This window comes from Coleofasciculus sp. H7-1, assembly GCF_057473865.1.
Window position 1 is genome coordinate 1 of record NZ_JBYCCT010000039.1, and the last position, 11296, is coordinate 11296.

The 11296-nt window shown below is 48.1% G+C and carries 11 protein-coding genes and 2 pseudogenes; 8 read left to right on the forward strand and 5 right to left on the reverse strand.

The window, feature by feature from the left end; all coding sequences use genetic code 11:
• Positions 1-214: 214 nt before the first annotated feature.
• A complete protein-coding gene (gene ribBA / locus AC2VDX_RS10335; protein WP_378178405.1) occupies positions 215-1924 on the reverse strand; it encodes a bifunctional 3,4-dihydroxy-2-butanone-4-phosphate synthase/GTP cyclohydrolase II in 1710 nt (569 codons plus the stop codon).
• Positions 1925-2086: 162 nt separating this feature from the next.
• Between ribBA and AC2VDX_RS10340 the strand changes: the two genes are divergently transcribed.
• The 3 genes from AC2VDX_RS10340 to argC all read left to right on the forward strand — a co-directional run bounded on the left by AC2VDX_RS10340 (position 2087) and on the right by argC (position 4594).
• On the forward strand, positions 2087-2308 hold the full coding sequence (locus AC2VDX_RS10340) for a helix-turn-helix domain-containing protein (RefSeq protein ID WP_378178408.1): 222 nt from the start codon (positions 2087-2089) through the stop codon (positions 2306-2308).
• Between the two features lie 245 nt (positions 2309-2553).
• Entirely contained in the window at positions 2554-2688 is a 135-nt protein-coding gene (locus tag AC2VDX_RS10345) for a hypothetical protein (protein ID WP_378178411.1), read from the forward strand.
• An 844-nt stretch (positions 2689-3532) separates the two neighbouring features.
• Positions 3533-4594: an N-acetyl-gamma-glutamyl-phosphate reductase gene (gene argC, locus AC2VDX_RS10350; protein ID WP_378178414.1), complete on the forward strand. Its 1062-nt coding sequence runs from the start codon at positions 3533-3535 to the stop codon at positions 4592-4594.
• Positions 4595-4907: 313 nt separating this feature from the next.
• On the opposite strand, the gene AC2VDX_RS10355 is transcribed toward argC, so the two are convergent.
• Both AC2VDX_RS10355 and eno read right to left on the reverse strand, forming a co-directional pair.
• The gene (locus AC2VDX_RS10355) at positions 4908-5495 is read right to left on the reverse strand and encodes a hypothetical protein (protein ID WP_378178417.1); all 588 of its coding nucleotides are present in this window, start codon (positions 5493-5495) and stop codon (positions 4908-4910) included.
• A 109-nt stretch (positions 5496-5604) separates the two neighbouring features.
• Complete coding sequence (gene eno / locus AC2VDX_RS10360; protein ID WP_378178420.1) at positions 5605-6894, reverse strand: phosphopyruvate hydratase; 1290 nt, start codon at positions 6892-6894, stop codon at positions 5605-5607.
• Between the two features lie 242 nt (positions 6895-7136).
• Here eno and gloA point away from each other — a divergent pair, with 242 nt between their 5' ends.
• The 3 genes from gloA (at position 7137) to AC2VDX_RS10375 (ending at position 9617) form a co-directional block, all read left to right on the forward strand.
• Positions 7137-7565: a lactoylglutathione lyase gene (gloA, locus tag AC2VDX_RS10365; protein WP_378178423.1), complete on the forward strand. Its 429-nt coding sequence runs from the start codon at positions 7137-7139 to the stop codon at positions 7563-7565.
• Between the two features lie 301 nt (positions 7566-7866).
• On the forward strand, positions 7867-8712 hold the full coding sequence (locus AC2VDX_RS10370; protein ID WP_378178426.1) for an NACHT domain-containing protein: 846 nt from the start codon (positions 7867-7869) through the stop codon (positions 8710-8712).
• Positions 8713-9071: 359 nt separating this feature from the next.
• Positions 9072-9617 (forward strand): transposase, encoded by a 546-nt coding sequence (locus AC2VDX_RS10375; RefSeq protein WP_378178429.1) that lies wholly within the window; start codon positions 9072-9074, stop codon positions 9615-9617.
• Positions 9618-9671: 54 nt separating this feature from the next.
• On the opposite strand, the pseudogene AC2VDX_RS10380 reads toward AC2VDX_RS10375, so the two are convergent.
• Together AC2VDX_RS10380 and AC2VDX_RS10385 are read right to left on the reverse strand one after the other, a co-directional pair.
• Positions 9672-10213: pseudogene (locus AC2VDX_RS10380) on the reverse strand (transposase).
• Entirely contained in the window at positions 10213-10524 is a 312-nt protein-coding gene (locus tag AC2VDX_RS10385) for a transposase (RefSeq protein WP_378178432.1), read from the reverse strand. The pseudogene AC2VDX_RS10380 and the gene AC2VDX_RS10385 overlap by 1 nt, the downstream one beginning before the upstream one ends.
• A 131-nt stretch (positions 10525-10655) precedes the next feature.
• On the opposite strand from AC2VDX_RS10385, the gene AC2VDX_RS10390 reads away from it, so the two are divergent.
• Positions 10656-10919 carry a transposase gene (locus AC2VDX_RS10390; protein ID WP_378178435.1) on the forward strand — a complete coding sequence of 88 codons (264 nt, stop codon included), beginning with the start codon at positions 10656-10658 and terminating at the stop codon, positions 10917-10919.
• Positions 10903-11169 (forward strand): annotated as a pseudogene (locus tag AC2VDX_RS10395) (transposase); the annotation flags it as partial. The gene AC2VDX_RS10390 and the pseudogene AC2VDX_RS10395, both read left to right, overlap by 17 nt.
• Between the last annotated feature and the right edge of the window lie 127 nt (positions 11170-11296).

The following is an 11296-nucleotide window of genomic DNA, read 5'->3' on the forward strand; positions in this document are numbered from 1 at the left end:
CAAAAGAGAGACATATGGCAGCAGTAAAAACTGCGTTAACATAAATATGATGTCTGAACTAAAAGACATAGAATTGCTAAGATTTTTCATAGTCATATCCGCCCCCCACCGCGCTCTCCCCTCTTCCCCCTCCCCACGCTCTTCCGATCTCTCACCCCTCACCCCTCACCCCTCACCCCTCAGTCCTCAGCCCTCAGTCCTCAGCCCTCAGTCCTCATTCCTCCCCACTCTGAAAGCTGTAGATTTTTTGTGTTTCTAAATGGTCGCAGACAGACGAAGGCAGCGTACTTGCACAGAAGTTCTGCCGGTCTAGCTGGATTTGTAAGCCTGTCAGGGGGTCTATTCCCGTCGAAACCATGAATTCCAGACGTTCTAACTGAGGCCATGCGCTCAAAGCATCCAGAATTTGCGCGATCGCTTGGACGTAAGGATGTCCTGTCTGCTGATACCAATCCGGTGACGCGAGATTGGATTGATCAAAACCTAAGTGAACGGTTAACGATGGCGTACCGAACAGAGCGATCGCAACAGGTCGCGTTTCCTCCTGCAACAACAAATCGTAAGTTTTTGCCAAATGCCGCAGTTTCTCTAATCGTTCGTAGCGCTTAGTGACTGACTCCGGTTCATCCTGCCAGTGCAGCGCCACGGTGATTAAATACGTCTGCAACAGCAGATGACCCAGCTTTTTCGCTTTGGTCGCCAGATAGATGGAATTATAATCATTCGCCTCAATCAACAGCGGCACCCGATCCACCACCTCCAAGCCATACCCCTTTAAACCCGCAATCTTGCGGGGATTATTCGTGATCAGGCGAATTTTTTTCACTCCCAGATCGTTGAGAATTTGCGCCCCCACCCCATAATCCCGCAAGTCAGCAGGGAAACCCAAGCGCTCGTTTGCTTCGACGGTATCCAGCCCCATGTCTTGCAACGAGTAAGCTTTCAATTTATTAACCAGCCCAATTCCCCGCCCTTCTTGGCGCAGGTAAACCACAACCCCCGATCCTGCATTCTCGATCATTTTCAGCGCCGCTTGTAGCTGCATTCGGCAGTCGCAGCGCATGGAACCCAAAGCGTCACCCGTGAGGCATTCCGAGTGCATCCGCACCATCACTGAGTGGTCTGAGAACTCGGCTGGATCTCCCTTCACAATTGCGACGTGTTCGGATTGATCCAGGCTGTTGCGGTAGGCGTAAATTTGAAAATTCCCAAACTGAGTGGGCAGTTCAGCAATCGTCTCGCGGCAGACAAACCGTTCGTGGTTGAGGCGGTAACTAATTAAGTCAGCAATGCTAATAATTTTCAGTTGGTGAGTCTTGGCGTACTCGATTAACTCTGGCAACCGCGCCATCGACCCATCGGGATTTTGAATTTCACAGATTACCGCAGCCGGGTACAATCCCGCCAATCTTGCCAAATCAACTCCGGCTTCTGTATGACCTGCTCGTTTCAGGACACCCCCTTCCCGCGCCCGCAAGGGAAAAATGTGACCGGGACGGCGCAAGTCATTGGGCTGGGTAGCTGGGTTGAGGGCGACTTGTATCGTCACCGCCCTGTCCTCCGCTGAGATGCCAGTCCGGACTCCCATATTCGGTGCAGCGTCGATGCTGACGGTGAAGGCTGTTTGGTTGCTGTCGGTGTTGTTGCTAACCATCAAGGGCAGATTCAGTTCATCCAGGCGATCGCCTGTCAGCGCCAGACAAATCAGACCTCGTGCATTCACCGCCATGAAATTAATCATGTCGGGCGTCGCAAACTGAGCCGCGCCAATCAAGTCGCCTTCGTTTTCTCGGCTCTCATCATCTACTACCACGACTACCCGCCCAGCCTTCAGGTCTGCCAAGGCGGCGACAATCGCGTCAAATTTAAACGGTTGGGTTGAAGAAGCGTGATTTTGCGCTTCTTTGCTTTGAGACAATTCCACAGATTAATTAGAGCAATAAACCATACATCAAGTATCTCTTTTTGATAGTAGCCTGTCGGCACCCCCAAGCGGCGCGATCGCCCGGATTCGAGGGCGATCGCTTAAATTGATACTTATCGTCTGTAGACTTATCGTCATCTAAAATAACATTCTTTCTTAATCATGGTGGCTAATTCCGAACTCGAAAAATTTGGCAAACAACTCCGAAAATTGAGAAAGGCACGCGAACTTTCTCAGGAAAACTTAGCAGAACTGACCGGGCTACACCGCACTTACATTGGTGGTATTGAACGGGGTGAGAGAAATGTTTCCCTTGTCAATATCGTCCGCTTAGCAAAAGCTTTAAGTGTATCTCCCGCCGAATTATTAAAAGGAATTGACTAAATAAATTATACATTGATGGGTTTGATTTACAGCAATTTACATTAAGATACCGGCATTTCACAGCGAACAGTTTACGGCTATAAATTTAATATAGCAGCCTATAAATGCTGAAAAAATAACTAAGTTGAGACGTATATAGAGCAATTTTAAGTGATTCGTAAAATCTTCTTCTTTCTATTTTTTCCTTTTTTTCTGTGTTCTATAAGTAGGTAGACATAATTAAACTCGCGCATCTGAGGTAGGGAATGGTTGAGGCAACGTTACCCAACACTAAAATGGGTTTGATGGGTTACTCTCCCTTGAAGCCTAAAGCCTTACGGCATGAACGCGCCTACGCTTATGCTCTACCCATCCTACAAATATTAGATCCATCTACTTAGCGCTGACGCGCATGGCTGAGCGCGATCGCTAAGACGGTTCGTTTAAAATATATCTTACAAATCCCATAGGACTGCTATAGCAATCCTATTTGAGTTGCGAGATGCCAGCCCTTCAGATCCCCGACTTCGTAAGAGTTGCCCTAGGATGTCGCCTTCACGAATCATTTAGGACTGCCTGCTATAAGTAAAAATCAAGGGAGAGGGGAATCCTTCTCCTTTCCCCTTCACTGAGAGAGAGTTAGGGGGTTAGGTTCTTCTGCCGCATTTGGTTCAAGTGAGAAGCGCGATATGTCATGATGTTGATTTATAACGCTAATTAGACCACGCAGCACCGCCCAAACTATCAATTTGAGCGGTGCTTTTCTATAAGGATAAATTCCCACAAAATTAGGTCAATCCCCGAATGGTTGCTCTAGCCAACCTGGAATTCGCCGCAGCTAACCTTGTAACCCTAAATGATTACGCTGATATTTCTACCACCAAATCTTGGTTTTAATACTACAATGCAGCAAAAGTCGCTTTCAGCCATCAGCTTTTAGCAGGGCTGAGGCTGATTGCCTGACAAATCTCGGATGTGTAGGCTGGGTTGAGTTCACGAAACCCAGCACTGGTAAAGTTTGTTGGGTAACGCTATCGCTCTACCCAACCTACGATTTTTCAAGGGTTTCAGGAGTTTGGTCAGTCAATCAGGGACTGAGGAATAAGCAATGAGAAAGAAGTTATATTCAGCAATCATTAGGGGCATGGCAATGCCGTATCCTTATCGCTCAGTACTGACTTTGGTTGACTGCGCTTTGCTGACCGCTGAGCGTTTAAAATTTAAACTTTTTAGGGAACAAGCATCATGGGTGATTTAGGGCGCGTGCCTGTTGGAATTGTTGGCGCGTCAGGCTATGGTGGTGTGCAACTTGTACGACTCTTGATGGAGCATCCAGGGGTCGAACTGGTTTACTTAGGCGGCGAGAGTAGCGCTGGAAAGCCGTTTTCCGACCTTTACCCCCATTTAGGCGATCGCGTTGACTTGAAGATAGAACCGCTTGATTTAGATACTATTGCCAATCGCTGTCAAGCCGTTTTTCTCTCTTTGCCTAATGGTCTTGCCTGTCAGATGGCACCGACGCTAGTGGCGAAGGGGTGCAAGGTGCTGGATTTATCCGCCGATTACCGATTTTCCAACCTGGAAACCTATCAAACTTGGTACGGTGGAGAACGTCAAGACCGAGAAGTTGCAGCCACAGCGGTTTACGGCTTACCGGAACTATACCGCGATCGCATTGCCGACGCCCAGTTAGTGGGTTGCGCTGGTTGCTATCCCACCGCCAGTTTGCTAGCACTCTCGCCGCTACTCAAGCAAGGGTTAGTCTTGCCAGAAACTGCGATTATCGACGCTAAATCTGGCACCTCCGGCGGCGGACGGCAAGCGAAAACCAATTTGTTGCTGGCTGAGGCAGATAATACGCTAGGAGCTTATGGTGTTGGCGGACGGCACCGACATACCCCCGAAATTGAGCAAATTTGTAGCGATCTCGCCGGTCACGAAGTTACAGTGCAGTTTACCCCTCACTTGATTCCAATGGTGCGCGGGATTCTAGCAACCGTTTATGCCAACTTGCGCGATCCGGGGTTAGTGCGAGAAGACTTAATTACTATCTTTTCAGCCTTCTACCGTGCTTCGCCTTTTGTGAAAATATTACCAGGCGGCATCTACCCCCAAACGAAATGGGCTTGCGGTACTAATCTTTGCTATATCGGCATCGAAGTCGATCCCCGCACCGATCGGGTCATTGTCATGTCAGCCATTGATAATTTAATCAAAGGTCAAGCTGGTCAAGCTCTCCAGTGTCTCAACTTGATGCTGGGTCTGGAAGAAACGCTAGGCTTACCTCAACTCAGTTTTTATCCGTAGGGATCTGCTTTCAGATTTTTGGGTATTGAGTTGGATGGCTGAGGGATCTGTTTTTCGGAGTAGTCGAATAAGCGGCTGGCGTTGGCGATGAGAGGAGCTTACTGAAGTTAGCTGCGGCGAGAAAAAATTTGACGCGATCGCGCGACCCAATAGCGGCTGAATAAAATATTGGATAACTAGGGGCATACCAAAAACCCGTTTTCTTGTCTAGAAAACGGGTGTCTAAAATAATTGACTGGTTCGCGGGCGATCGCTACCGATCGAGACTCGTTGGCGTCAGCAAAGCTGTTGTCTCAAACATAAAAAGTATTGATTACGGTATCAATTGAAATGAGTCGAAAAACTTTTGAACATCGTTGGTGTTTGAACCAAGCGTACTGACTTGATACAGCCGCTGCTTCACCAGAAAAATCCGGGCTTGACCAATGGAACCGTCAGAATCTTCATACTTAATTTCTCTGCCAGGAATTCCATCCAGCGAAATTGGGCGCTGAGTTATTAACTTCGCTCCATCCGTCAAATAACCCTCAGCCGCCGCACCCAAGAGTTCTTCAGAGTCTAGCTGAGCGATCTCGTTTGCGAAGTCAGCATAGGAGACTAAAAACACACCCTCTGACGTAGCGACTGTAAACAAATGCTGCTCAGAGTCGCCGTCTTCAGTTTTTTCGGTTTGTGTCTCCTCCTCCGGGGTTCCCGGCATTAGCACCACAAAGCCTCCTTCAGAGGAAGAAAACTCCTGCCAATCCTCTTGAGCGACTAGAACCGGCTTAGCAGTGCCGATGAGCTGACAGTTAGCACAGGGTTGGATTTGAGGTAACTGTGCGTTCCCTTCGGCTCGGACGGCTGCTGACACAGACAGAGGAGCAAATAGGGTGGCGATCGCCAGGATTTTTAGTTTCATATTGAGTTGTGCAAAAGTCGGTTAATCCTTTTATAGCAACGCACAGATTGACTGAGTTCCTGGACGAGCCACCCGATAAGCTGGCACAAACTGCCCCAATTAATCTGCTTTAGCGGGGGCCTAGCCCAATCGTAGCGGCATAGACTGCGCGATCGCCTAATTCATCTTCAATTCGCAGCAGTCGGTTGTATTTCGCCACCCGTTCGCTGCGGCAAAGCGAACCTGTTTTGATTTGACCTGCTCTCGTGGCTACGGCTAAATCGGCAATTGTGGTGTCTTCAGTTTCGCCGGAGCGATGGCTGATGATTGACCGGAATCCGTTGCGAGTAGCAAGTTCAATCGTTTCGAGAGTTTCAGTGAGAGAACCAATTTGGTTGAGTTTAATCAGGATCGAGTTAGCTGCGGCTTGCTCGATGCCTTTTTGCAGGCGGATAGGGTTAGTGACAAACAGATCGTCGCCGATGAGTTGAACGCGATCGCCCATTTTCTCTGTTAATAGTTTCCAGTTTTCCCAGTCTTCTTCGTGCAGTCCGTCCTCAATTGAGACAATCGGATACTGTCCCACCAACTTACCCAGATACTCAATAAAGTCAGCCGGGGAATGGGATGAGCCATCGTAGACATACTGCCCTTCTTTATAAAACTCACTGGCAGCAACATCTAGCGCCAGCGCCACTTCTTCTCCGGGTTTATAGCCAGCCTTCTCAATCGCCGCCACCAATAGTTCCAAAGCCGCTTGATTGGACTCTAAATTAGGCGCAAAACCGCCTTCATCGCCGACTCCAGTCAGCAAGTTTTTGTCCTTTAAAACTTTGCTGAGAGCCGCAAACACCTCGGCACCCCAACGCAACGCTTCCTTAAACGAAGACGCCCCAACCGGCACAATCATAAACTCTTGGAAATCCACGTTATTATCCGCGTGGGCACCGCCATTGATTACATTCATCAACGGCACCGGCAATACATTAGATAATGGGCTACCCAGATAGCGATAGAGCGGCAATTCCAGAGCCACCGCCGCCGCCTTAGCGTTTGCCAGCGAGACGGCGAGGATGGCATTCGCTCCCAAATTCGATTTATTCTCCGAGCCATCCAGCTCAATCATCGTGCGGTCAACCGAAACCTGATCGAGCGCATCCATCTCCAACAACTCAGGAGCAATTTTCTCCTCGACATTCTGGACAGCTTGGAGGACGCCTTTACCACCGTAGCGGCTGGCATCCCCATCCCGCAGTTCGTGGGCTTCAAAAGTCCCTGTGGAAGCGCCGCTGGGAACTTGAGCCAATCCCATCACACCGTTGATCAGATAGACTTCGGCTTCCACTGTCGGACGCCCCCGCGAGTCGAGAATTTCACGAGCCACAATGGCGTCGATGGCAGTATCTGGCGTGTTAATCATTCTGTTTCACCCTTCAATAGCAAAATTGCAAGTGTCTCACACATCAGCAAGCCTTAGACTTTTTAGCCCGCTTGTTATAGCGGTTTTCATCCCTTGTCGAAAACACCTGGCGTGACTGAATGTATTATTGTATCTATGGTGACGTGGGTTGTTTTGTAAAAATCCCTATCAGCGATTGAAATAGAATACGTCCTGAACGGACGCTCAAGCGTCATCTTAAAAGGGAATTCGGGATCAAAACGATGCGAATGCTACATACGATGTTGCGAGTCGGCAACCTGGAAGAGTCTTTGAAATTTTACTGCGACGTGCTGGGCATGAAGTTACTGCGTCGGAAAGATTATCCGGATGGGAAGTTCACGCTGGCATTTGTGGGTTACGGCGACGAATCTGACCATACCGTTGTGGAACTAACCTACAACTGGGGCGTAGAGCAGTATAACCTGGGAGATGCCTACGGTCATATAGCTCTTGGCGTTGATGATATTTACGCCACCTGTAACGAAATCAAGGCGCGTGGCGGCAAAGTGTCGCGGGAACCGGGACCAATGAAGCACGGTTCGACGGTGATTGCCTTTGTGGAAGACCCAAATGGCTACAAGATTGAGCTAATTCAGCTAGGAAAGGGATCTGCCCAGAAGTCAGAAACCGCTGAAGTAGCAAGTCGGTAGGTTTTTGATCCCCCCCAACCTCCCTTGAGAAGCACAGTTGTTTCATTGGTTGCAATACCCGCCCGGAAATCAATTTCCGGGCTAATAGCTGGCATTCCGTTAAAACGGAATGCCAACCTTATAAATAGTCGGTTTCAACCGACTTTAGCTATGAGCCAGGGACTTGAGTCCCTGGCGGACTGAGTGGGAACGAAACTCGATCAAACGTGTGGCATCAAAACGTATGCATCAGTATTAGCAGTCTGGAAAAAGCAGCGACTGACTTGTAGAAATAACTAAAACTAATTTTTCCGATACCCCTATGACAGGACTTGAACCCATAGTTGTAGATGCAGCAATTAAAGGTTTAGCTAGCGTTGTTATCAAAACAGTTTGGGAAGGTGGGGGTAAATTCCTCGGCTTGATAGGCGGAAGCCTAGATGAGGGAAAAAAGCAGCTAATTTTTAACGCATCAAAGCAATATGTCAAGAACTATACTGAGCGTCACGGCATCCTGAAAGTGTTGGGAATGCGGGAGCCTGTAGCCTTGGAGTCAGTCTATACTGGCGTTCAGTTTTTAGATAAGCAAGATATTTGTCGATTTGAGACAATTGACAGCCTGGAAGAAGCTTACCGCCAAGCTCAAAGGCGCAGTTATCAGTCTAAAGATACCCGTAAGCAAGAAGGGCTGAAAGTTGCTAACGAAAAGCAATATCTCATGGTAATCGGTGGGCCAGGAGCGGGAAAATCCACATTTTTACGGCGGATGGGGCTGGAAGCACTGAAGGGCAACAAGGGAAATTTTAAGCACTCCTGTATCCCTGTTTTCATCGAACTCAAAATATTTAACACAGGTGAAATCAATATTGAGCAAGTCATCACTGATGAGTTTCGCACTTGTGGTTTTCCTTCACCTGAAAAATCTACGAAGAAATTATTAGAGCAAGGCAAGTTGCTAATTTTGCTGGATGGTTTAGATGAAGTGCCAACAAAAAACTTAAATGAGGCAATCGGTCAAATCCAGAATTTTGTTGATCGTTACGATAAAAATCGCTTCATTGCCTCTTGCCGCACGGCTGCCTATCGCAGTGGGTTTCGTCGCTTTAGCGATGTGGCAATGGCTGATTTTGACGATACCCAGATTGAGCAGTTTATAGAACCCATTTGACATCTTTCAGGAGGATGAGGTAGGGTCATTGCAACTCACCTAATTCCGCCTTTATGCCGTACTCCAGTAGTTTAACCGACCGAGAGTGGGATCTTCTTGAACCGTTACTCGCTGAAATCCTGCCTCAGAAGAAACGAACGAGACCCACCAACTGGACAAAGCGAGACCTCTTAGATGGCATCTTCTATTAACTGAAGAATGGCTGCAATTGGGAAGACCTGCCCTGCATACCTACCGCCCTACTCGACGGTCTACTGGCACTACAAGCAGTGGCGCCAAGCTGGAGCCATTGAGAAGCTGATCAGCGTTTTACATGGGCAAGTGCGCGAACAAGTAAAAAAAAAGCCAAGTGGACAACGTTGATCATCATTGACTCGCAGGCAGTCCAGAATACTTGCAATGCGAGTATGGAGTCAAAAGGGTTCTGCTTCTACAAAGCCACCAACGGGATTAAACGGCATCTGGCAGTGGATACGTTAGGCTTTCCATTCTTCACGCACTGCACAAAAGCCAGTGTTTCCGATGATGCGGGATTGATTGAGATGTTGACCCAAAACATCAAGTATTTTCGTGCCAAACCGATGAACATTCCCAAGATTACTATTTTGTTAGACCACGGCTATCATCCAGAGCATCTCACCCAAGAATTAGAGAAGGTGTATCCCCAGATCATGCAGAAGATTAAGTTTGAGCGCTCAACGAAACCCTCTAACCAAGAGAAAGCAGCCCAAGGTAAGTCTGGATTTGTGCCAGCTATTGCTCGGTGGGTGATTGAACGATCTAATGCTTGGATGGAGCGTTGTAAGATTTTAGTGAAGAACTTCGAGCGAACCTTGCCGAATGCAACCACCAAGCTGAATCTTTGTTTCGTCAGGCTGATGATTAAGAGATTAGCAACTTCTTAGAGATGTCAAATGGGTTCTATATAAGTTTCCCGATGTATAGAACCCATTTGACATCTAGCGATGCGCTAAACGCTTGAGCATCAGTCGGATAAAGCAGAGATTGAGTTTGGCAGTGGCATGGCGAGAGCGTCCGCTCAAAGTTCTTGACTAAGCTCTTACAGCGTTCGACCCAAGCATTGGATCGCTCTATCACCCATCGCGTTGCAACCACGACAAATCCCGTTTTCCCTTGCGCCGCTTTTTCCGCTTTAGTCGGCTTGGGTGCGAGTTCAAACAGAATCTTGGTCATGATCTGCGGGTAAAGGGCTTGTAAGGCTACGGTCAGCGTGTCCGGGTGATAGCCATTGTCCAGCAGAATGGTGATCTTTGGGATGTTGACGGGCTTGGCACGAAAGTAGTCGAGGTTCTGGCTCAACATCTCGATTAAGCCCTGGTCATCTGAGACATTCGCTTTCGTGCAGTGGGTGAAAAACGGAAAGCCTAAAGTATCGACCGCAAGATGCCGTTTGATGCCATTGGTGCTTTTGTAGAAGCTTTTATCCTTTTGACTCGACACTCGCGTTGCAGGTATTCTTCACCGCTTGCGAGTCAATCATCAGCAACGTTGTCCATTGGGCTTTTTTTTCACTTGTTCTCGCACTTGTCCGTGCAAGACCGTCATCAGTGTCTCTATCGCTCCCGCTTCCCGCCACTGTTTGTAGTGCCAATAGACTGTGGAGTAAGGCGGCAGATCTTTCGGCAAGTCTTCCCAATTGCAACCATTCTTCAGTTGATAGAACATTCCATCAAGCAGTTCTCGCCTTGTCCAATTCGTCGGTCTCGTTCGTTTCTTTTGCGGTAATATCTTGGCGAGTAAGGGTTCAAGAATTGTCCATTCTGCGTCGGTGAGGCTGCTAGAGTACGGCATGGCATCTGTGTTTGGGTTTGGCAATGACCCTACTGTATCTAGGTAAGAGATGTCAAATGGGTTCTATAGAACCCATTTGACATCTTTTATAATGGTGAAAGTAGGCACCTACACCCTCTAATCTAGTCGCTATGGCATATTCCAGCAGTCTCACTGATGCAGAATGGGAGATTCTTGCACCCCTGCTGCATCAGATCCTACCGCAGAAGAAACGAACCCGACCTGGTGATTGGACAAAGCGGGAGATCATCGATGGCATTCTCTATCAACTGAAGAATGGCTGTAATTGGGCAGACTTACCCAAAGACTTTCCTCCTTACTCGACGGTCTATTGGCACTACAAGCAGTGGCGGGCGGCAGGCGCTTGGCGAGACACTGATGATGACCTTGCATGAAAAAGTGCGGGAACAGGTCAAAAAAAAGCCCCAGTGGACGACGTTAATCATCATTGATTCCCAAGCGGTGAAGAACACTTGCAATGCGAGTGTCGATTCAAAGGGGTTCTGTTTTTACAAAGCGACCAATGGCATTAAAAGGCACCTAGCCGTTGATACGCTTGGGTTTCCCTTCTTCACTCACTGCACAAAAGCCAATGTTTCCGATGATGCCGGATTGATTGAAATGCTCACGCTCAACCTCGATTATTTGGCGTTGCTGAATTAGGGTATGATGCGAGCGAGAATGCGAGAGGGGAGCCGAAAATGATTTCTTTGATTTTGATAGGGAATTGGAACATCTCCAAATCTGAGATAATGAATTAGTAATCGAATTG

Bases quoted from the DNA above. Each gene is read 5' to 3' on its own strand.
- AC2VDX_RS10340 (WP_378178408.1), top strand. From the start codon at position 2,087: ATGGTGGCTAATTCCGAACTCGAAAAATTTGGCAAACAACTCCGAAAA.
- AC2VDX_RS10345 (WP_378178411.1), top strand. From the start codon at position 2,554: ATGGTTGAGGCAACGTTACCCAACACTAAAATGGGTTTGATGGGTTAC.
- argC (WP_378178414.1), top strand. From the start codon at position 3,533: ATGGGTGATTTAGGGCGCGTGCCTGTTGGAATTGTTGGCGCGTCAGGC.
- AC2VDX_RS10355 (WP_378178417.1), bottom strand. From the start codon at position 5,495: ATGAAACTAAAAATCCTGGCGATCGCCACCCTATTTGCTCCTCTGTCT.
- eno (WP_378178420.1), bottom strand. From the start codon at position 6,894: ATGATTAACACGCCAGATACTGCCATCGACGCCATTGTGGCTCGTGAA.
- gloA (WP_378178423.1), top strand. From the start codon at position 7,137: ATGCGAATGCTACATACGATGTTGCGAGTCGGCAACCTGGAAGAGTCT.
- AC2VDX_RS10370 (WP_378178426.1), top strand. From the start codon at position 7,867: ATGACAGGACTTGAACCCATAGTTGTAGATGCAGCAATTAAAGGTTTA.
- AC2VDX_RS10385 (WP_378178432.1), bottom strand. From the start codon at position 10,524: ATGCCGTACTCTAGCAGCCTCACCGACGCAGAATGGACAATTCTTGAA.
- AC2VDX_RS10390 (WP_378178435.1), top strand. From the start codon at position 10,656: ATGGCATATTCCAGCAGTCTCACTGATGCAGAATGGGAGATTCTTGCA.